We start from the raw sequence: 22,552 nt of genomic DNA on the forward strand, positions 1-22,552 counted from the left end.
TAAAAACACACACTCTTTTTCCGTTTGTGTTATACTTTAGATACCAAGGGTAAAGTTATTACCCATAAAATTCCAACAGTTCAAAAAATTCATTTTACTTACTTTAAAAAACAATTGAACATTTTTCTATGATTATCACAACTCAACAGTTATCGCATATGAAACAAATGATTGACAAAAAGCTAAAGAAGCAAATAATGTAATTTTCAAATGAAGTGACAGTGTGGTGCGTCCAGATGATGGAAATAGATCAAAATACTTCCAAATAACAAGCAATTCAACTCCTTTAGTTGATAACAGCTACAACGGGACCACAACAAAATCTTCAAACAACGTTTTAAATGTAGTTGTAGATGGAAACAATGTTACAGTTTACTATCTAGCTTCAAAATTCGTTGCTTACCATGATGCAATTGTTGCAGGAAATTATTGAAAACAACCTTTGAAATCGACAATCTACAAGATCAACTAAAATAATTCAACATTAATTTGCCCTAGAAGGCAAATTTTTGTTTGCCTTGCTTTCAAAAAGCAAGAAGGCGATTTGTTAAAATTAAAGTATCGGAGAAAAGATGAAAAAGTTCAAGAAGAAAAAACTATTAATGGCATGTTTTGCGCTTGCTGGTGTTTTAATTAGTCCCACTGCGATAGCAAGTTGCAAAAATACTACCACAGATCCAAAACAACCTGAAAAAGATTACAATCTTGACTTAACAAAAGTCAATGACAGTTTAGATTTCAATTTAGTTGATGAAAATCAAGATAATGAAATGCTGTGAGAAGAATTAAGTAAACAAAAAATATTGCTTTTTGACTCAACATCTAATTGTTTAGTAGATGCTGAAAGTAAACAAAAAATATTGCAACTAAACAATAATGAATATCAATTAGCAACTCTCGAAAAAGACACTTTGTCAAATCAAGGTTTGGATTCAAACAATGTAAATAATGACATAAAATATTCATTTGATCCAATAAACGGAATTCTACGAATCAAATACTGATTGGTTGAAAAAAGTTTTGTTAATAATCGACATCGTTTTGACAAGAGACCTTTCGAGAAACATTTTAATTTATCTCGTCACTTTAAAAGATTTAATGATTTTTTTGCTTCAAAAACTCAGAATCATGTTTTGTTAAATAAAAGTAACATTTCTTTATTAGTTAACTTGATAAAAAATCAAAATTCATTGATTTTTGACACTCAAAATAAAACAATTAATACTGAAAATAACCCACTTTTTGTCTTTGATGATGAAATAAAATCATTATGAAAACAAGATTGAATTTTAGTTAACAAGTTATCAGAACAATGAAAAAATCCTAATTTTTTACTAGATTACAAAGTTGAAAACAATACTTTCAAAATATTTTTCAAAGCTGCAATTTACAAAAATAATCAAGTAATTTTTTTAACAAATCAAGATCTAAATTTAAGTGTTGAAATTGACAATTTAGCTAACGTAATTGACACACAAAAACATGGCGATCTTAAACCAATAGATAACAGCAAAAATGAAAATCAAAATACCGACCAAAACACTCCAAAAGATAAAACTGTCGACAATAACGAACAAGATATAAAACAAGTTGATGATCAAGAAAACAAAAAAGAAGATAATCTAACTTCTCCTGACGATAATAAACAGCAAAATGTCAGCAAATTTGATGCAGTTTATAACAAAATTAAAGATTCTAAACTACAAGTTATAAACAACAAAGATGGTAAATTGCAATCACGTCTTCAAGATAGAAGATGTAGACTATTTTTTAGTGATGAATTAAGAACAATATCTTGAACTTTCAGTCGTTCTCAAACTCCAAGTACTTCCACTTTAGAAAACAATGTCTTTATAAATCTTTCTGAAATATTGCCTAAAGATTTTGCTCTAGGCAATGTGTCTAATTCAGAATCTACACAAATTGATTTTGCTTTCAATAATAAGTCAAACAATTTAACTTTGAATTTCAAAATTTTAGAATTCAAAGATGAAGGTAATGTAGAAAGTCCAAAGCAATACTTATTAACCATTAATATTGACAATAAAGAAGTTTCTAATAACGAGTCAGGAAACAGTCAAAACTCCGACAATAAAACAGAAAATCCCATACCACCAAAAGTAGAACCTATTGATAACGAAAATACACAAGTAGACACAAAAACTTCATTCTTGTCGTGAGACAAGTACGAAATTTTAAACATAATGCACTGAAATATAAAAAACTATGGTAATTCTTGAATGAGTGAAAATTCCTTCAAAGTGCAAGCGATTGCTAAAATAATTTCTCAACAAAAACCAGACATTTTCGGTTTGACCGAAATCAATGATGGTAGAAGTGACCAAGTCCAATACATTGTTGATGTTTTAAACAAACTAACCAACAAAAACTACAAATACATTGCTCAACCTGAAAATGAAAGTGTTTCAACCGATCCACGTTACGAAAAAAGCAGAGAATCTATTGCAATAATTTACGATAGCAACAAAGTTGAACCAATTCCATTTTCGACAAATAAAATAGGTTTTTCATTTTTAGAACAAATCGCAAATAAGCGTTACTATGTTCGTCCACCATTTGCCTTGCAATTTAAATTGAAAGCTAATCCAAAAAGAAGCATATCGACCATTTTTGCTCATTTTGATTCGCCAGGAGCAGGAAGAAGAGAAATTGAGAAACCTTCACAATTTTATAAAGGACAAGGAGAGCAAGAAGTTGCTGAAGCACTTTTTATTCCATATTTATTAAATATAGTAAAAAGAATTTCCAACCCAGATTCAGCTATTATTTTTGGTGCTGACACAAATATTATTGAAGATACTATTTTTCAAAAAATCGATCGTGACAATAATGGAGTAAAAGTGTACAATTTCAGAACGGACAATTCCGATTTGACGACTTTAAAAAATAGTGAAAGAGCATGGTCATCTAAATATGATCGTTTCTTATTTATTGAAAGTAAAGATATAGATGTCATAGATAAAAAAGAAAAACATAGTTTAGAAGATAAATACCTTCCTTTTGCTTATCCTTATCGTTACAACATGTGAGATCTTTTTAAAAAGGATTTTGACTACAAAAATGTAAAAACTTGAATTGCAAATGAGAATCCAAACAAATTAAAAGAAGACATTACAAGAATTTATGCTGTTAATTATGTAAGTGATCATGCACCAGTTCAAATCAGTGCTGTAATTAATTTAAGTTAGTCTTATGACTAGCTTTTTTATATTGCCAACTAAAAAAAGTATTTTTTTAACCTATTTAACCCTTTTTGCTATAAACTTTATACATTATGAGTAAATTACTAATTGTTGAGTCACCTAATAAAGAAAAAACTATTCAAAAATATCTAGGTTCTGATTACAAAGTACTTGCTTCAAAAGGACATATTTTAGAATTAAAAACAACAGGAAAAGATCAATTAGGAATTGATTTAGACAACTGAGAACCACTATATGCCGAAGAAAAAGGTAAAAAAGAAATAATCAAAAAGTTAAGAGCTGAAGCAAAAAATGCTTCGGTTGTTTATATTGCAACTGACCCTGACCGTGAAGGTGAAGCGATTGCTCAAAATTTAGTTGATTATTTAGGTGTAGAAGATAAATATCGTCGTGTAAGATATAACGAAATTACTGCTCGTGCTATCAAAGAAGCAATTGAAAATAGTCATGACATTGACAAAAACTTAGTTTCAGCCCAAAAAGCAAGAAGAATGCTAGACCGGATTATTGGTTTTAAGTTGTCAAAACTAATGAAGAAAACAACAAAAAACACTCCAACTTTACCATCGGCCGGAAGAGTGCAATCAATTGCTTTAAAACTAGTTTGTGATCGTGAAAAAGAAATTAATGATTTTGTTCCGGTTAAATACGAAACAATTCAAGCAAAACTTGAAAATGGAGTTGTTGCTGATTTATACTTAAAACCAAGTATTTTTGACAAAAACACTTGATTAAGTTCAGAAATCGCTGCTCAAGCGCTCAAAACAAAAACCCATTACCTAGAAGTAGTTGATTTCAAAGTTAGTCAACGAAAAGACACAGATGTTACCCCTTATAAACAAGCAGTTTTGTATCGTGAAGCCAAATATGACTCAAAAGTTGTACAAAATGCAGCACAAAAATTATTTGAACTCGGACTTATTACTTATCCAAGAACTGATTCAACTAGAATGTCAGATCGGTTTGTTGTTGAAGCTAAAGAATTTGTTGCTAAAAAATACGGTCAAGATTATGTAACAGAAACAGTTAAAGGCTTCAGTGGAGAGCAAGATGCCCATGAAGCGATTCGTCCTACATCACTTGATTTAGATCCAGCAAGTGCTAAGAAAATTAATAATTTATCACCTCAGCAAGCATACATTTACAAATTAGTTTATGACAAAACTTTGATGTCTTTAATGAAGGCACCAGTTCGCGAATTCTATCAATATGATTTAAGAGATGGTTCTTTTAGCTACAAAACATCATTTTCGAAAATAATTTTTCCTGGTTATAGCTTAGTTAAAAAAGATGATGAGGAAAAAAGCATTGACATTCCAAGTTTTGAAGTTGGTCAAAAACTAAAAGTTAGTGAATATATTCATGAATTAAAACAAACTAATCCACCTGCAAGATACACCGAAGGTTCATTAATTCAAATGCTGGATGATATTAAAGTTGGACGTCCCTCAACTTTTGCAACTACTATTAGCGTTATTAAGAAAAGAATGTTTGTTGAAAGACAAGCAACTAGTCTAGTACCAACCAATTTTGGACAAGTAATCAATGAAAAACTAGTTAATAATTTCAGTACTATTATCAATGAAGAATATACATCGCAAGTTGAAGAACAATTAGATAGAATCGCTGAAGGTCAAGAGCAACTAAAAGAAGTAATGGATAATTTTTGAACAAGTTTTAACAAGGTTTATGATAGTGCTTCAAAAACAATGGAAGTCAGTCAACTAGAGCGAGAGTATGTTGGTGAAAAATGTCCTCTATGTGATCATGAATTAGTTTATCGTTATAACAAGTCAAATCGTCAACGTTTCATCGGATGCAAACAATTTCCTAAATGTAAATTTACTAAACCAGATCCAAATGCTAAACCAAGATTTTTCAAACGTAAGGTAGCAAATGAAGAAGAAAATTAGTATTTCACCGCGCATTTTATGACCAATTATTGGAGTTTTTTCAGTTCTTTCACTAGCAGGTATTATTTATTTTGTGTACTACAACTTGCAAACAGTGCATGAAAAAAAATATACTAAAGAACAATATGAAAAAGATGCCAATTCTATTAAATTAACACAAATGGATAAAATTGGTTTAGATAATGCTAAAGAAATTTATCAAAGATATTTAGCTAATGTTAATCCAGATTTAGCGCCTAAATTTACACCGCAAGAAATTAGAGCACAAAAAGAAACACAATCCGAAATTGCTAATGATGCAACAACAGAAGAAAAAGCTCAACCAATTGTTGAAGATGTAACTAAGCAGAGTCCAAATGAATTTATTCGCACAATAATTTCTTTTAATGCTAATTTCACTCAAAATAAAAACATAGATGTAACTTTCACTGCGCTCAACTGGGATGAAAATGAACCTGATTATTTAAAAATTTCTTATTGAGTAAGTGCAAGTCAGGATAAATACTCAAATTTTCCTACATACAAATTCCAAGATGTAAAAGTTAAAATTTTGCAAACTAAAATTAACATCCAGTCTTCCGATTTCATTCTGGCCTTTAACAAAAAATTACCAAGTTTAAAAGCAATCATCAATGATCCAAGTAGTTCAGATTCAACTTACTTTGAGTCACAAGAATTTAAACAACGAATTTTTGATTGATTTAAAGAGTTAATTGATAGTCAAAGACCAAATGTATATCCAGTGAGTGACTATGATTTCAGTAAGCTAGGCAACACAAATTTTGTTACTTATGATGCCAAAAAGGCTAAAAATAATTTGACCGTAAGTTTTTATTTTCGGTCAAAAACTGACCCGAAATTTGATTCGGAAGGTCAAAAGATTGCCTTTTACATTGAATAATCGTTTTCAAGCAAAAACTGTAAGTTTCTTGCTTTTTTATATTTGATTCAAAGCGAAAAACACCTTTTATATAGTGCTAAAAAACTCACATAGGCCTTTTTTGCAGTACAATTTAGTTTAAAAAGAAAAAAGGAGTAATATGAAAAAAACTACCAAATTGAGTGCTTTGTTAGTTCTTTTAACAGCGGTAGCAACAGGTATGTCTATTTCTTATTTGGCGCAAAGCAATCTGGCTAAGAAACAAGAACCAAAAGCAGACCAAGGCGAAATAAGAAAAACTCTTGATGAAATTAAGAGTCTTTTGGAACAGAATAAAGAAAATGAAGCATTCAAAGATGCATTCAATAGTATCAACGAAATAATTGCTAAAACAGAAGAAAGTCTAAATTCATCAACTCAGGATCAACTAGATAAAAATAATGAGAATTTAAAAAGTCTCCTACAAAGATTAAAAGAAGAAATTGAGAAATATAAACAATTAGCTAATCAAAAGGCCATTTTTGATTCAAAAACAAACGACAATAAGAATTTAATAGAAGAAATAAATCAGTGAATTCAAACAAACAAAGTAGATATTGCAAACGACAATAATTATGAAACTTTGAATGCTTCACTTTCTAAAAATAATGAATTAATTACCCAAGCGACAAATGATAATGATTTAGTTAAAATTTCTTCTCAAAATGATGAGCTTAAAACAAATTTTGATAATGCTAAAAACACATACAATCAAATTAACGAACAACTTAAAAAAGAAAATTCAGACTTAATAAATAGAGCAAATGAATTATTAACAAAAACGAGTGAAAATGCTGATAAATATAGTCAAGAAATCACTCAAAATACTCAAGCTTTAGAAGATAAAAATAGCGATTTGGTTGCTAAAAATGATTCATTGAAAACATTAATTAGTGATTTAGAAAATCAAATTACCAAAGAAACACAAGATGCAGAAAACAACAACCAAAACAATCAAAACACTGATTTAGTGACAAAATTAACTGAACTAAAAAAAGCATTAGACTCAGTAAACACTGAAAGTTCACTGAAAGCTTCACAAGATGCCCAAAATGCCTTGGATAAAAATGCAACAGATTTTAAAGAGAATCTACCAATTGAACAAAAACAAGAAATTAACAAGAACCTTGAAACAGCTATAGAAAAAGCGCAAGAAGCTCTTGCTTGAGAACAATATAATCTAGCAGTTCAAAAAGCTAGTGAATTAATGCAAAAACTAAATAATTCAGTTGATGATGTTACCGAACATAAACAACAATTGCAAAAAGTACTAAACGACAATACAAAAAACACTTTAAGCACAACCAGTCAAATTACAAGAGCAACAAACAATATTAATCAAGTTGTTGAAAACATTACCATATTACGTAGAAATGAACTCATTAAAATTAAAAATGAATACTATGCTCTACAAGTTAGTTCAAATGATTTAGTTTTAGAATTTAATGAAATTCAAAAACGTGAAGACAAAAATGAAAAACAACAACAAATTGACACAATTGCTAAAAACTTGTTAGCAACAAACGTTGTGATTTCAGAAGATGTGACACCTTATAAACAAGCAATTCAAACAATTAATGAAACTAATTCAATGATTGAAGAACTTAACTTGTATTTTAAAAATAAAGATGCAAAAGCTTGATATGATCAAAATAAAGGTGAACAACCAAGCCAAACAATGATTGAATTAAATAATCAAATCACTGCTGTTACAAATGCGTTGGAAACTAACGAAAATCTTGATGTTAAAACCTTGTATGATTCGCTAGTAAAAGCTTGAAATAATGCAATGTTAGAACAAATAGTTCAAAAGAGTGATGAATTAATTGCTAATAATACAAAACGTCAAAGCTACATATATACAGATGAATATAAAACAAGAGAAAAAATTAATGAAATAACAGAAAACACAAAGGCAACGAAACAAAAAGCAGTTGAATTGCAAAGCGAAAACTCAGTTCAAGACTTTGAAAAAATCCAAGAAATGTGAAAAGATGCCAGCAGTGGCGACAGTGACGAGTTATCACAAAAATGACTAGTCTTTTGATTGATATATTACTACTACAATAAGCTAGTCGATTTTAATAATGATAACTTTAAATATGACTGAAAAACAGAAGCAACAAGCGAACTTTTTGGTGATCCAAATCAGAAAATAACCGATTATTTTATGAGCGGATTAGGTTGGTACCTACAACAATTACTTGAGCTAAAAGATAAATTTTTTACTGAAAAGGGATTGTTTAAAAAATTAGAATACAAACGCATGGGCTTTGGTCCACTTGAATCTTATTATTTTGAAGTGTATATGTATCTTGATTACTTTACTCAATGACTGATAAAAGTGGCGCCAGAAAATGTAAAACAAAGCCAAGAATATAAGGAATTTTTACCTGATGATAGAGCAGAATTTGCATTTTTACATGAATCTATGGATTGAATGTCAACACATTTTTTCGATAACGGCACATATCTAGACAAAGCAAAAAGCGATGATGAAGTAATAAGTAGAGCATTCCAATACATTGATAAACTTACAAAAATGCTTGCAGAAAATGGAATAGTTGCAAGTCCAGGTGAAGAAATGCCACACTATGAAAGAGTAACAGACGAGTCTTTCTTTGCTTAAAATATAGAATAAATAAAAGTCGCAAACCTAATTGCGACTTTTTTCTTGCACAAAAAAAGATAAGTTTTACCTATCTTTGACAAATTATTCTTCATTCGGGAATTTTGCATTGTGGTAAACTTCTTGTACATCTTCGTCGTCTTCTAGTATGTCTAAAAAGTTTTCAAATTTTTCAACTTTATCAGCAGGAATTTCTACTTCCATGTTTGGAATATAACTGATTTCTGCTGTCAAGAAGTTTTCAATGTTAAATTGTTGTTCAATATTTTTCTTTAGTTCACTAAAATCTTCAGGATTTGAATAAATTACATATTGTTCGTCTTCAGTAATGAAATCAATTGCTCCACCATCTAAAGCAGCCATCATTAAATCTTCTTCATTTAAGTTGTCAGCCTTAGCAATTACTAAAACTCCTCTTTCATCGAAGGTGTAAGGCACTTTACCATTACCCATTTGCCCATTTACTTTGTTGAAGTAGTGTTGAATGTTTGAAGCTAAACGGTTGAAATTATCAGTTAGACAACTTACGATGAAATTGGTTCCACCAAAAGCTGTGGCGGTATAAATATATGATTTAAAGTTAGATCCTTCTCTTGAACCACCTGAACCTTTTTGAACAGCTTTTTCAATATTTGACTTAGGCATTGAACGTGCTTTAGCCTTAGCAATAGCCATTCTTAAAGCAGGGTTAGCATCTGGATCAGGTCCTCCCAATGCAGCAGCAACCATAATTTCTTTTGAGAATTTTTGAAACATTTTACTTCTTTTAGCATCTTGAGCAGCCTTATGGTGTTTTGTTGTTGCTCATTTTGAGTGTCCTGACATTATTTCTCCTTTAAATTAAGCATAAATATAAAAATAATTATAAGTCTTTTTGATTAAAATTAGAGCATGAAAATTCAAGAAAAAACATTAAAAGAGATACAACAAAGCAATTCTTATTCACAATTAGTTGACTCAATTGATAAATTGCAAGAATGATTAGTCCAAAATTTAAAACATTCAAATCAAAAAGGCTATGTTTTAGGACTTAGTGGTGGTATAGATTCAAGCACTTTAGCAATGATTTTAGACAACAAGCCTGAGCTAAAAAACAATCATTTTTATTCGATCACAATAAGCGATTCTTTAAGTGACAAGCCAAATTTGAGTGACGTTAAACAATTAGAAAATCAGTTGTGTACCCAAGTTGAATATGTTGATCTCACTCAAGCATATTTAGATTTAAAAAAGAGTCTTAACACAGAAGATAAACTAGTTTTAGCAAACTTAAAAGCACGGATGAGAATGGTGTTTTTGTATGCTAAAGCACAAGAGAATAATGCACTAGTTTTAGGAACCGATAATGCTAATGAATATCATTTAGGTTATTTCACTAAATACGGTGATGGTGCTTGTGATTTATTGCCACTAAGCAATTTTTTAAAGAGTGAAATTTATCAAATTGCAATGATATTAGGAGTTCCTGACTCTATTGTTCACAAAAAACCTAGTGCTGACTTGTGAGAAGGTCAAAATGATGAAGACGAAATGGGATTTAGTTATGATGAATTCGAAGAAATTGCTTTAGGCAACGCTAATGGAAGTAATTTTGAAACAATTGTAAAAAGAATCAAAATCAATCGTCACAAAGTCGAACCAATCAAACAATTTACACAAACACCAAATTACAAATCTATCAATAAGAATATTGAAAAGGTAATTGCATGCGACTTGAAAAATTCTTAAGTGATGCAACAAACTTAAGTCGCTCTGAAATCAAAAAATTAATTGCTTCCAAACGAGTTTTAGTCAATTCTCAAATGGTAACAAAGACTCAGCAAGTTACTGCAAATGACACTATTTGCATTGATAATGAGATTATAAAATACCGAAAATTTTTCTACTATATGTTAAATAAACCACAAGGTTATGTGTGTGCTAATGAAGATAATTTTCAATCTACAATTTTTGATCTAACAAGTTTAGATAACAAAAAATTCTTTAGTTATGGAAGACTGGACAAAGACACAGAAGGACTAATAATTATTTCGAATGATGGACAGTTAGGACACAATTTATTGTCACCTAAGAAACATGTAAATAAAAAATATTTTGTACAGACTGAAAAACAAGTTAGTCAGGAATATATTTCAGTTTTTGAAAATGGGGTCACGATCGAAGAAAATTTCAAAGCAAAGCCAGCAAAGCTTGAAATTATTAACGAAAATGAGTGTCTTTTGACAATAAGTGAAGGAAAATTTCATCAAGTTAAAAGAATGTTTGAAGCAGTGGGTAACAAGGTAACTTATTTGAAAAGACTCAGTTTTGGTAATCTTCAACTAGACAAAAATTTAGAACTAGGTCAGTGAAGAGAATTGACCGAAAATGAAATAAATATCTTGAAAAACAGTTAATATCTTTTTTGAACTTGATTTTAGCAAACACAAAAAAGATTGATATTTTTACTCAAATACCAGTAGTAAAACTAAATTTTGACACAAAGAAAGACTGAAGGCCAAAAACCTTTCAGTCTTTTAAATTATTTCTTTCAGTATTTGTTAACTAAATTTGTTAGTCTTTGCTTTCAAGCTTCAATATCAATAGGCATTTGGTCCAATGAATAAGCCCAAATAACAATAAAGTAAGCAACCACTATTTTAAAGCGATTGTAAGCCTCAAGATCATAATCTTGATATGCTTGAAGTAGTCATTGTTCTTGTTCTTCATTGAATAAAGTTGCCACAACAACAAAAGCAAGATCTCAGTTTTTATTACCCATTGTGGCATATTCTCAGTCAACAAAATATATCTTGTTGTCAACACCAGTCATAACATTTGAACCATACAAGTCGTTATGAACTGGTCAAGAATCGGGATACATTTCTAAAATTTCATTAACCACATCTTTATAATTATTAACTTCCAAAATGTCCAGATTTTTATTTTTTGTTATTTTTCTGTAATTATCATATCTTGCCGCTAAATTTTTCGGCGGTAACGAGATTTTTGAATCGTGTAATTTTTTAAAATTGATTGCGATTTGACTAATTGTGTATTGATCTCAAATATTTTTTTTATTTTCAATATATTCTCAAACTACTTCTTTTTCAGTGTTTGAAATTAGTTTAGGAATAAAGTCTAAGTCTTTAAAAATTGTGTAGTCAATATTGTGATTTCAACCGTTTAACTTTTTAACTTGAACAAATCTATCATTATCGCGAAATGATGTATTTGTATATCCTTCTTTAATTTTTTGCATCTTATTTGTATGCTAATTTAGCATCAAAACTTTCACTATTAACTTCTTGCACAAACTGCGCTAAAAGTTGACCTGCCGCCATTAAATCATTGATATCACAAACTCCAATTGGTGAGTGTAGGTAACGTTGTGGCAATGAAACCGTCATTGTTGCTACTCCACCTTTTCCGTATTGCAATTCGCCTGCATCAGTTCCTCCACCTGCAGCCACAAATTTATAAGCTCTAATATCATTTTCGCGAGCAACGCTAGCCATTCATTCAACTAAATTTGGATCCATCATAGTTCCACGATCATAAACTCGTAATGCAGCACCGTGGCTTAGTTTTGTTGTTCCTGGAATTGTGCCAATAGTATCATGACTTGAAGTAGTATCTAAGGCAATTGCAATATTAGGTTCAACTAAACTTACAGAGCTTTTTGCTCCCCGTGTTCCAACTTCTTCTTGTACTGTTCCAACTAAATATAAATCACAGTCTAATTCTTTTTTGTCAACCAGGTGGGCTAAGTATTCTAAAGTTGTAACTCCTGCCCGGTTATCCATTGCTTTACCACCGATTAAGTCTTCATTAGCAAAGTGAATAGTTTCTCCAGACATGTAGACTCTGTCACCTACTTCTACACCATTTTGGCGAGCTTCTTCATCATCTTTGAAACCAAAATCGGCATAAATTTCATTATTAGTCATGGCATTTTTAATTTGTTCGTTACTCATAACGTGAATTGAAGTATGCCCAAATAGTCCAGTGAACCTTTTGTTGTCTTTATTGGTTACTAATGTTGCTTTTGTTCCAATTGCAACAGAAGGTCAAATTCCACCAACAGGAGTTAAAAGCATTTGCCCTTTTTTATCGATTAAACGAACTAAATAACCAACTTCATCCATGTGAGCGGTAATCATAACTTTTGGTGCGCTCGATTTTTTTGATTTTTTAAGCATAATTAGTGATCCAAAACCATCACGACTGAAGATGAATGAAGAATCTTTTAGATTTTCTTTTAGCATTTGCACAACTGGCTCTTCATAACGACTCATTGCTTCTAATTCCATGTAAGAAATTAACTTATTTTTAAATGTCTTTTTGTCCATATGTTTCTCCTTTTAAAAAATCAGTACGTTGATGTACTGATTAGTGATTAAAGATATTTTTCAGGATGTTCTTTTTTCATTTTTTCAATGAAATCATCTTTATCCATTGATCCGTATTTATTCATTAATTCAACACATTCGTGGTATTCTTTTTCAGCTCACTCAACATTTTCAAATCCAGTAACTTGAGTAATTCCTTCACGTTTAAAGTTTTTGTAAGTACTGAAGAAGTTTGACACACTTTGTAGTCACATTTGATCTAAGTCAGCTAGTGATTGAATGTGATCTAAACGATAGTCATCAGCATGTACTGCGATTAATTTAGTATCAGTTTCACCATCATCAATCATTTTCATTGCTCCAACTACTCTTGCTTCTAGACTTACTCCAGGCATGAATGTTTCAGATGAGTAAACTAAAACATCTAGTTCGTCTCCATCTCAATCTAATGCTTCAGCAATATATCCGTAGTTTGCAGGATATTTAAAATCTCCTCTCAAAATTCTGTCAACAGCTATCTTTCCTGTTTTACGATTGTATTCATATTTGATTGAGCTTCCTTTTGAAATCTCAATATTTACAGTAATTTTTTTCATAAATTTAATTTTAGTTAAAAACTAATCAAAATAATAAAAAAAGAACCAAAAGGTTCTCTGAATACAATTAAGCTTGTGCTTTAGCTTTAGCAACAAAAGCATCTAAACGAGCAGCTTTACGTGCACCATTATTTTTGTGTAGTACACCTTTTGAAACGGCTTTGTCAATTTCGTGGTGAGCTTTTGAAAGTAATTCACTAACATTTTCTGCATTATTCATTGCAGCAAGTTTAGTTTTCTTGATAGCTGTACGAACTCTTGATTTAATTGCAGCGTTTCTAACTCTTGCTTTTTCGTTTGATACGATAGCTTTCATTTTTGATTTAATATTTGCCATTTATTTGTCTCCTCGATTAGTTGATAAAAGCATTATAACCAAAAAAATAAAACTTAAACATAAATCATATAAAATTTATGTCATGCTTGAAACTGGACTGAGTAATAATATTGTATTACAAATTGGCGAAAAAACCTTTAAATTTGTAATTGTACCAACTAATAATAGTCGCACAATCTTAAGGCCGCGTGATGATTGTTTTGAAATTAGTCTTTCAATCTACCACCAACAAATCGACTGAAACTGAGTAAGAAGATTGGTTGCTAAAAAATATTACGATTACAATTTTGCAACTCAAGCAATTAATATTGAAAAACAGTATTTTTTTTACTTCGGACAACAAATATTTTTTTCAATAACTGATAAACACGTCATTTTTGAAATTAACGAAAAAGTTTGAAAATTGAAATTAACTAAAGATGATAAAGGTGAGATAAGTAAAAAAATCAGTCTTTTTTTAAAAAAAGAGTTAGAAAAATTTATTTTTTTAGCACACAAGTGATGCGAAAACTTAATGCAAATATCGAATTTAGAAAAAAATATCAAAATTGTCAAAGTAACTTCGTTTTGAGGTAAATACATTCTTAAAAATAATGAAAAAACATTCAAATATAATTTAAGATTGATACATTTTGATCCAAACATAATTTACTCAGTCATAATTCATGAATTGGTTCATATTACTCATCACAATCACGGACCAGAATTTAAAAAAACACTGAAAGAATATGTTCCCAATTACAAACAACTCAACAAATATTTAAGCAACAATCAATTTAGTTTAATCGGAGGAAATAGCAATGAATAATTTACTGACTGTACTAAAAGAAGAAATTCAAAATACAACTGTAGAAACTAATAATGCTGCGCCTGTTGCTAATCCAACAATAATAAAAAATGGTTTAATAGCAGCTATGGTTATTTTAATCTTGTTAGCTGTGGCAGGATTTGTAATTTTTCTATTTTATCGTTTAAAAATTAAGAAAAAATTGGGACGGGGAAGAGATTTTGAAAAAGAATTTGCCAAAAAAATTCAACAATGATCTTCTAGCCAAGATTTCTTTTTTATTCCTAGTTCATTACTAAAATATGAAAAGAAACTTTTTGAAGTGGATGGTATATTAATTTCTAATCGTGGGGTTATTGTTATTGAAATGAAGTCGTTTAATGCTGATATAGAAGGTGATTACAACAATAATGTTTGATGAAAAGTAAAACCAAAAGTTCGTTATGAAATTAAAAATCATTTAAAACAAAACGACAAACACATTGAACACTTACAAAACATCATTGGAAAAGATATAAATGTTTATTCTTTTTTAATTTATGAAAATTTTGGAACAAACAAAATAAATATTGCTTCAGTTCCTGACTGAGCTTTGGTATTTAAGGACAATGAATTCGAGTCAAAAATGCAATATTATAAAGAAGCAATTGAATCAAGTTATGATCGTCAAGATGTTGTAGAAACATACAATAAGATTGAAAAAGCTATTACTCATTCAGCAAAAGATAAAGCTAAATTTGCTACTTTCTTTAAATAATAATTAGACACCAGTCTCCCTGTGTGTCTTTTTTTGTGTCAAAATGTGTCAAAATGTGTACTTTTTGAGTAAAAAAATTTTTATTGTGATAAACTTAGTACATATTTTTAAAAATATGAATTAATATAGCATTATAAAATTCGAAAGGAATAAAATGGCAGTAAGAACAAGATTCTACATCATTGAAAAACGTGATGAAGAAAATAACCTAACATGACATTTAAAACGTGCTAAACAAGATAATTACTTTACATTCGACAATTTCCAAGACAGTTTAAATAAATTTATCGAAATTGCTAAAGGATTAGAAGGTGACTCACGTGTTTGATTCCACCAAAATGGTGCTTTCCGTGGAAGCATGGGAATGGAATCAGCTCTAAAAAGTATTGAAGAACTACAAGCAAATAATGTTTCTTCACAAGAAGCAACAGATTACTTGGTTTCAAAAAACCTAATTGAATCTTCATCTAAAAAAGAAGACGAAGAAGAAAAAGAAGAACAACAACAACCAGTAGAAGAAGCAAAACCAGTTTCATATGAAGAACAAAGTCAAACAACAACTGTTGTAACATATGAAAAAGTTCCTAAAGGATACTATGTTCTAGTTTCATTGCTACTTATTTTAGTTCTTGTATGCATTATCTTAGTTGCTGTAGCTTTTGCTAAAAAATAATTAGAAAAATTTAGAATAGTCCGGTTAAGCCGGTCTATTTTTATTGCCTTTCTTATAGAAAGTGTTTAGAAATTACTAAGTAATTAATATAAAATTTATAAATATATGAATTTAGCAAGTTTACGTCGCCCAAAAAATCTCGAAGATTTCATTTGTGAAGACTGACAAAGAGATTTTTTTGCAAGAATTATTCAAGTTAAAGATGATCGTTCATTTTTATTTTTTGGTCCCCCAGGAAGTGGTAAAACAACAATCAGTTTAATTCTTGCTAATGAAATGCAAAAGAGTTTTGCTTATTTCAATGCTGCTATCGATAACAAGCAAACATTAGTCAATTTAATTGAAGAAAACGAAATTTTGATTGTTGATGAAATTCATAGACTAAACAAAGACAAACAAGATATCTTGTTGCCACATCTTGAAAATCAAAGCATCACTGTATACGCAACAACTACTGAAAATCCTTTTTTCAAGGTTAATCCTGCCTTAAGAAGCCGTATGAATATTTTTGAATTCAAAAAGCCGACTGACAAATTGATGCTTGAATATGCAAAAAATATTAATCAAAAATTGGAATTATTCACAGTGGAAAATGAAGATGTTTATCGAGTTTTAGTAAAGCATGCTAATCGAGATTTTCGTATCTTACTAAGTGACTTAGAACTATTGGCTAAATTGTATAGAAAAGAAACAATAGATGTAAATAAAGTAAAACTAATTTTTTCAGTTATCAATTTTGGAATTGATCAAGATGGTAATGAATTTTACAATCATTTGAGTGCTTTTCACAAATCATTAAGAGGAAGTGATCCTGATGGAGCTTTGTATTGAGGATATTTGTTGTATAAAAGCAAAAATTTTGATGATATGTTTAGAAGAATGATTTGCGCCAGTTATGAAGATGTCGGACTAGCTAATCCAAGTTGTGGTTCGCAAACACTCCAAGCCATTGAAGCATTTGAAAGATTAGGTGAAGCTGAAGGTTATCTACCTATCGCTTTTGCAATTCTAAATATTGCCTTAAGTCCTAAAAGTAACAGTGTCATTGAAGCCTGGTCAAACACTTCAGTAAATGTCGAAAATCGTGGTGCATATGATGTTCCTACTCACTTAAAGGACTCGCATTATAAATCGGCAAAAAAATTAGGACATGGTGTTGAATATAAATACCCACATAACTATCAAAATCATTGAGTAAAACAACAATATTTACCAGATGAATTAACAGGTCAAAAATTTTACACTGCTAGTGAAAATAGCTATGAGCAAAAAATTTATAACTACTGAAAGAAAATAAAAGGAGAATAAGATGAAATTTGACTTATCGGAAATCAAAAATTTAGAAGATTTAAAGCAATTAAAAGCAAAATTCAATGCTCCAGATAGTGAAATTGGACTTTTAATGCAACAATTAAAAGAAGCTAGTCCGGATCAAAAAGCTGCTATTGGTAAAAAAATTAAAGTTTTAAAAGAAGAAGCTGAAACGTTTTTTGAAAAAGCAAAAGAACACATTTTACAACTTGAAATTGAACAATCTATCGCTAAAGACTGAATTGATGTTAATGAACCAGTTACTAAGAAAGGTGGAATTCATCCAATCAATTTGATTATCACAAGAATGCAAGACTGATTTAATTCAAACGGATATTTTGAAACTAGAGCGAGTGAAATCGAAACAGACGAATACAACTTCGAACGTTTAAATATTTTAAAATCGCATCCAGCACGTGACATGCAAGACTCACTATTTATCGATGAAAACACATTGTTACGTACTCATAACACAGGAATTAGTGCAAGAGCATTGCAAAAATATGCAAATCAATCATTTAGTCAATATGCTATTGGTAAAGTTTATCGTAATGACGAAGAAGATCAAACACACTCACATCAATTTACTCAGTTAGATTTTGTGTCGGTTGGATATACAAATTTCGGTAATTTAATGTGAACTTTAAAAAGTTTATTGTCATATGTTTTGGAAGAAGAAGTAGAAATTCGCTTGCGTCCTTCATATTTCCCATTCACTGAACCTAGCGTTGAAGTTGATGTATTTTACAAGAATCGTTGAATCGAAGTTTTAGGAGCAGGAATGTTACATGAAAACGTGTTAAAAATGGCAGGTTACACAAATGACATGAATGGTTTTGCAGCCGGAATAGGAATCGAAAGAATAGCTATGATTAAATATGGAATCAATGACATTCGCGAATTCTACACAAACGATGAAAGATTTTTAAAGCAATTTAGATAGGAGAAAACAAGATGTTATTTTCATTTTTAGAATTAAAACGTTTAGCAAATTTAGATGAAAGCATCACAATAGAAGAAGTTGCTAAGGCAATCAATTCAATTGGTTTTGAAGTTGAAGAACATTGACGCTTTGCTGATGTTGAAGGTATCAAATTTGGCCATGTTTTAAAGACTTATCCTAATCCTAATTCAGATCGTTTAACTGTTTGTGAAATTGAATTTAATGACAAAATCAGAACTATTCAAACTAATGCTACCAATGTAAAAGAAGGTCACTACTTAATGGCTTTTGTACCTGGTTCAAGAAGCAAAAAAGATGTTTTTCAGGCTCGTGAAATGCGTTCGATTATTAGTGAAGGAATGTTGGTTGGACTTGAAGAAATTGGTTTTAAACCTGATTCTATTAGCGAAAAAAATATGTGAAATGATGGAATATTCGTCTTTGAAAACAAAGTAGATTTAAACCTAGATCCAATTGAATATTTTGCCTTAGATGACTATATCATCGATATCAGCATTTTATCTAACCGAGCAGACGCTAATTCATATTTAATAATGGCAAAAGAATTAGCTGCTTATTTTGGTACAACTCCTTTATCTTTAAACAAATTGCTAACAAAAGAGTTTCATTCAGATTTCAGTATCAAATCACTGCAAGAAACCAATCACTTTACACTTAGAGAAATTAAAGTTGAAGATATTAAAATTTCTTTACAAGATGAACTATTTTTAATGAAAAATGAGATAAAGTCAATCTCTAAAGCAGTTGATTTATCAAATTTAGTGCTCCTATACGCAGGTCTACCCACTCACGCTTATGATGTAAGAAAATTAAATTCAAAAGATTTTGAAGTGAAAAAATACACAGGCCAAGCAGTAGTTTTTGGTAATAAAGAAGTTGAACTTGACCAAAGCTTATGTGTTTTAAACAACAACAAAGTTGTTTCAGTGGCAGCTGTTATAGGTTGCGAAAATAGTGGTTGCGATAGTCAAACAACATCAGCTTTATTTGAAATTGCTTCTTTTGATTTAAAAGAAGTAAGAAATTCAAAAAAACAAGTCAAAATAGAAACAAATTCAGCTAACCGTGCTTCAAAAGAAATTAGCATGGGATCAATTTTGTTAGCACATGAATATCTAGAATCAAAAGTAAATCAGGCTAGCCAAATTATTGGTTATGAAGATGCCAAACAACACACTTTTGATTATGATGCAGCCTATTTAGATTTTTATGCTGGTTTTGAGATTACAGCAACTGATAAATTTAAACAAACCTTACAAAAATTAAATACTCTTGGCATTGAGATTAAAGACGAAAAAGTAATGGCGCCTGCCTATCGTTATGATTTAAAAACAATGCAAGATTTAACTGAAGAAGTGTTCCGCTTCTATGGTTATGAAAATTTTGCCATTATTCAACCAGAAATTAAGCAAGTTGAAAATGTTACATACAAAGATTACAACAACATTTTAAAAGCAATGAAATATCAAAATGTGCGTACTTTCACCCTGACTAGTGCTAAGGCCAATATTTTAAATCCTTTTGATTTCAATTCAACAATCGATTTAGCAACTTATGCTTCTAGTGATCGAAATCAGTTGCGTCACTCACTTGCTCTTTCACTAGCTGAAGTGTTAGACTACAATCAAAAACGAAGCATTAAAAAAATGTCAATCTTCGAAATTGGAATGATTCAGGACAAAAGCAATGTTTTAGGACTAGCTTCAAACGAAAAAAGTTTCAACGAAATGAAACAAGATATTATCGACTTACTTGATTGTCAAGTTGAATTTATAAAACAAGAAAACAAATATTTGCACCCGAATTATTCAGCCTTAATTTTCAAAAACGGTAAAATGATTGGATATTTAGGTAAGTTGAATCCACAAGTATATCAAAGCGATGCAATTTATGCTGAAATCTTTTTAGATGAAGATAAAGCTAAAGCACCAATCTTTGCAAATTACAAGCATGATCCTTTAAAAACTAGAGATTTTACAATCAATTTACAAAATCATGAAAGTGTTCAAACTGTTTTAGATAAAATTGCAAAACTTAAGGGTATCTATCAAGTTAGTGTTATTGACAAATATCAAAAAGATGACGGTAGTGTCAATGTAACATTTAGCTTTTTAGTCGAAGATTGAGCAATTAAAAAATTAGAAAGTGTTTTGGGTTAAACCAACACTTTTTATTTTGATTTAAAAACTGTGCTAATTTCTTACTTTAATAAGTAGGAGGAAAAAGTGGAAAAAGAACAAATAAGAAGTATGCTAGAAACAACCTTGAAAGAGATAGAAAAAAGATTTGGTAAAGAATCAATCATGTTTTTAGGTAACAAACCAGATCAAAACTGCGAAACTTTTTCAAGTGGCTCTATAGCAATTGATGGTGCGCTGGGTATAGGCGGATGACCAAAGGGAAGAATTGTTGAAATATACGGACCCGAAAGCAGTGGTAAAACAACAATAAGTTTGCATGCAATTGCTGAAGTCCAAAAAAATGGCGGAATAGCAGCATTTATTGATGCCGAGCACTCAATCGATACAACTTATGCTAAGGCTTTAGGTGTTGATATTTCGAATTTAATATTGTCACAGCCAGATAGTGGAGAGCAAGCTCTAGAAATTGCTGATATTTTAATTAAAACAGGACAAATTGACTTGATTGTTGTTGACTCCGTTGCCGCTTTGGTTCCTGAGGCTGAATTAAATGGCGAAATGCGCGACCAAGTTATTGGTGCTCAAGCAAGATTAATGTCAAAAGCACTTAGAAAAATTACCGCTTCACTAGCTAAAAATAAAACAACAATTATTTTTATCAATCAAATTAGAGAAAAAGTTGGAATCATTTTTGGTAATCCCGAAACTACTCCTGGTGGTAAAGCACTAAAATTCTATTCTTCAATTAGAGCTGAAGTAAGAAAGACGCAAAACATTAGTGAAAATAACGAAATAAACGGAAATGGGATAAAAGTAAAAATTGTTAAAAACAAACTGGCTGCCCCATATAAAATTGCTAATGTGGAAATAGTTTTTGGTCACGGATTTGACAAAACTGGCGAACTTGTTTCTTTAGCAGAAGAATTCAAAATTATTGAGAAGAAAGGCTCTTGATACTCGTATAACAATGAAAATATAGCTCAAGGAAAACAAAAAGTTCGTGAATATCTACTTCTTAATAAAGATAAATATGATGAAATAGAGCAAAAAGTCCAACAAAAAATTAAAGAACAAAATTAGGCAATCAAGATTGTGTTGACAATCTTTTTGCTTTTATCTTAGGATTTTTTTGAATTAGTATAAAATTAAAATTAATTATGATAACTAAAAGTAATGAAGACATAAATGTACTATTTTTTGGCGATATTTTTGGTGAACCAGGAATAGAAATAGTTGAAAAATATTTATTTAAACTAAAAACTGAAAATAGCATAGATTTTGTTATCGCACAGGCCGAAAATGTTTCTGGTAGAAAAGGTTTTGTGCCTCAAGATTATGAAAAATTAAAACAAATTGGAATAGATGTTTTTACGCTTGGAAATCATGTTTGAGCTAAAGCTGAAATTAGCGAAATCATTGAAAACAAAGACGTAATCAGACCAGCGAATATAGACTATGCATATCCAGGTCAGGGTTTCGGAATTTTTGAAGTCAAAAATCAAAAAGTTTTAGTAACTTCAATGATGGGAAGACAGTTCAATCCGTTATTGTCACCTTGAAATGAAGAACAAGCAGACTGCTTTTTTGACAAATTCGACGAAATTTATTCACAAAACCAATTTGACTATATGATAGTAGATTTTCATGGTGAAACAACAAGTGAAAAAAATGTCTTCGGAATTTACGTTGATGGTAAAGCAAGCGCAGTTTTAGGGACTCATACCCATGTGCAAACTAATGATGCAAGAATATTACCAAATGGAACTTATTATTGTACTGATGTAGGGATGTGTGGTCCTTACAATAGTGCTATTGGTGCTAACTATGATGAGGTTTATGACAAAATGCGCCACAATGGACGAAGTGCTTTTAAAGTCAGTCCTAATAAGTGTCAGGTAAACGCAATAGTTTTTACTCTGTCAAAAAATAAAGATAATCAAAAAATAAAATTAATTAATATCTATGACTAA

The 22,552-nt window shown here is 30.3% G+C and carries 20 protein-coding genes; 15 read left to right on the forward strand and 5 right to left on the reverse strand.

The features are described 5' to 3' along the window. Nucleotides 1-223: 223 nt before the first annotated feature. The 5 genes from ACWXVV_RS02130 to ACWXVV_RS02150 all read left to right on the forward strand — a co-directional run bounded on the left by ACWXVV_RS02130 (nucleotide 224) and on the right by ACWXVV_RS02150 (nucleotide 8,685). On the forward strand, nucleotides 224-472 hold the full coding sequence (locus ACWXVV_RS02130; RefSeq protein WP_456012474.1) for a hypothetical protein: 249 nt from the start codon (nucleotides 224-226) through the stop codon (nucleotides 470-472). Between the two features lie 100 nt (nucleotides 473-572). After that, nucleotides 573-3,209, forward strand: a complete 2,637-nt coding sequence (locus ACWXVV_RS02135) for an MnuA family membrane nuclease (protein ID WP_455984660.1) — start codon at nucleotides 573-575, stop codon at nucleotides 3,207-3,209. 86 nt (nucleotides 3,210-3,295) lie between these two features. After that, nucleotides 3,296-5,137 (forward strand): type I DNA topoisomerase, encoded by a 1,842-nt coding sequence (gene topA / locus ACWXVV_RS02140; RefSeq protein ID WP_455984661.1) that lies wholly within the window; start codon nucleotides 3,296-3,298, stop codon nucleotides 5,135-5,137. After that, on the forward strand, nucleotides 5,121-6,038 hold the full coding sequence (locus ACWXVV_RS02145; RefSeq protein WP_455984662.1) for a hypothetical protein: 918 nt from the start codon (nucleotides 5,121-5,123) through the stop codon (nucleotides 6,036-6,038). Before topA ends, ACWXVV_RS02145 begins: the two co-directional genes overlap by 17 nt. 139 nt (nucleotides 6,039-6,177) lie before the next feature. Continuing rightward, nucleotides 6,178-8,685, forward strand: a complete 2,508-nt coding sequence (locus tag ACWXVV_RS02150) for a hypothetical protein (RefSeq protein WP_455984663.1) — start codon at nucleotides 6,178-6,180, stop codon at nucleotides 8,683-8,685. An 84-nt stretch (nucleotides 8,686-8,769) separates the two neighbouring features. On the opposite strand, the gene ACWXVV_RS02155 is transcribed toward ACWXVV_RS02150, so the two are convergent. Next, a complete protein-coding gene (locus tag ACWXVV_RS02155; protein ID WP_455984664.1) occupies nucleotides 8,770-9,510 on the reverse strand; it encodes a YebC/PmpR family DNA-binding transcriptional regulator in 741 nt (246 codons plus the stop codon). 66 nt (nucleotides 9,511-9,576) lie between these two features. Between ACWXVV_RS02155 and nadE the strand changes: the two genes are divergently transcribed. Beyond that, nucleotides 9,577-10,413, forward strand: coding sequence for an NAD(+) synthase (gene nadE, locus ACWXVV_RS02160; RefSeq protein WP_438341651.1), 837 nt, complete (start codon nucleotides 9,577-9,579; stop codon nucleotides 10,411-10,413). Beyond that, complete coding sequence (locus ACWXVV_RS02165; RefSeq protein ID WP_438341652.1) at nucleotides 10,392-11,081, forward strand: pseudouridine synthase; 690 nt, start codon at nucleotides 10,392-10,394, stop codon at nucleotides 11,079-11,081. The genes nadE and ACWXVV_RS02165 overlap by 22 nt, the downstream gene beginning before the upstream one ends. A 125-nt stretch (nucleotides 11,082-11,206) precedes the next feature. On the opposite strand, the gene ACWXVV_RS02170 is transcribed toward ACWXVV_RS02165, so the two are convergent. From ACWXVV_RS02170 to rpsT, 4 genes are all read right to left on the reverse strand, one after another. Then, the gene (locus ACWXVV_RS02170) at nucleotides 11,207-11,926 is read right to left on the reverse strand and encodes a phosphotransferase family protein (protein ID WP_455984665.1); all 720 of its coding nucleotides are present in this window, start codon (nucleotides 11,924-11,926) and stop codon (nucleotides 11,207-11,209) included. A gap of 1 nt (nucleotide 11,927) precedes the next feature. Then, nucleotides 11,928-13,016, reverse strand: coding sequence for a M20/M25/M40 family metallo-hydrolase (locus ACWXVV_RS02175; protein ID WP_455984666.1), 1,089 nt, complete (start codon nucleotides 13,014-13,016; stop codon nucleotides 11,928-11,930). Between the two features lie 47 nt (nucleotides 13,017-13,063). Continuing rightward, a complete protein-coding gene (locus tag ACWXVV_RS02180) occupies nucleotides 13,064-13,612 on the reverse strand; it encodes an inorganic diphosphatase (RefSeq protein WP_438341655.1) in 549 nt (182 codons plus the stop codon). Nucleotides 13,613-13,679: 67 nt separating this feature from the next. Continuing rightward, entirely contained in the window at nucleotides 13,680-13,949 is a 270-nt protein-coding gene (gene rpsT / locus ACWXVV_RS02185; protein WP_438341656.1) for a 30S ribosomal protein S20, read from the reverse strand. Nucleotides 13,950-14,031: 82 nt separating this feature from the next. Here rpsT and ACWXVV_RS02190 point away from each other — a divergent pair, with 82 nt between their 5' ends. The 8 genes from ACWXVV_RS02190 to ACWXVV_RS02225 all read left to right on the forward strand — a co-directional run bounded on the left by ACWXVV_RS02190 (nucleotide 14,032) and on the right by ACWXVV_RS02225 (nucleotide 22,552). Further along, nucleotides 14,032-14,757 (forward strand): YgjP-like metallopeptidase domain-containing protein, encoded by a 726-nt coding sequence (locus ACWXVV_RS02190; RefSeq protein ID WP_455984667.1) that lies wholly within the window; start codon nucleotides 14,032-14,034, stop codon nucleotides 14,755-14,757. Then, nucleotides 14,750-15,493: a nuclease-related domain-containing protein gene (locus tag ACWXVV_RS02195; RefSeq protein ID WP_455984668.1), complete on the forward strand. Its 744-nt coding sequence runs from the start codon at nucleotides 14,750-14,752 to the stop codon at nucleotides 15,491-15,493. Before ACWXVV_RS02190 ends, ACWXVV_RS02195 begins: the two co-directional genes overlap by 8 nt. A 154-nt stretch (nucleotides 15,494-15,647) precedes the next feature. After that, nucleotides 15,648-16,166, forward strand: coding sequence for a hypothetical protein (locus tag ACWXVV_RS02200; RefSeq protein ID WP_438341659.1), 519 nt, complete (start codon nucleotides 15,648-15,650; stop codon nucleotides 16,164-16,166). Nucleotides 16,167-16,271: 105 nt separating this feature from the next. Continuing rightward, the gene (locus ACWXVV_RS02205; RefSeq protein WP_438341660.1) at nucleotides 16,272-17,474 is read left to right on the forward strand and encodes an AAA family ATPase; all 1,203 of its coding nucleotides are present in this window, start codon (nucleotides 16,272-16,274) and stop codon (nucleotides 17,472-17,474) included. 1 nt (nucleotide 17,475) lies between these two features. After that, on the forward strand, nucleotides 17,476-18,420 hold the full coding sequence (gene pheS, locus ACWXVV_RS02210; RefSeq protein ID WP_438341661.1) for a phenylalanine--tRNA ligase subunit alpha: 945 nt from the start codon (nucleotides 17,476-17,478) through the stop codon (nucleotides 18,418-18,420). A gap of 11 nt (nucleotides 18,421-18,431) precedes the next feature. Next, on the forward strand, nucleotides 18,432-20,600 hold the full coding sequence (locus ACWXVV_RS02215) for a phenylalanine--tRNA ligase subunit beta (RefSeq protein ID WP_438341662.1): 2,169 nt from the start codon (nucleotides 18,432-18,434) through the stop codon (nucleotides 20,598-20,600). Nucleotides 20,601-20,690: 90 nt separating this feature from the next. Next, a complete protein-coding gene (recA, locus tag ACWXVV_RS02220; RefSeq protein WP_438341805.1) occupies nucleotides 20,691-21,662 on the forward strand; it encodes a recombinase RecA in 972 nt (323 codons plus the stop codon). Between the two features lie 77 nt (nucleotides 21,663-21,739). Further along, entirely contained in the window at nucleotides 21,740-22,552 is an 813-nt protein-coding gene (locus ACWXVV_RS02225) for a TIGR00282 family metallophosphoesterase (protein ID WP_438341663.1), read from the forward strand.

Source organism: Mycoplasma sp. 3392, from assembly GCF_053851755.1.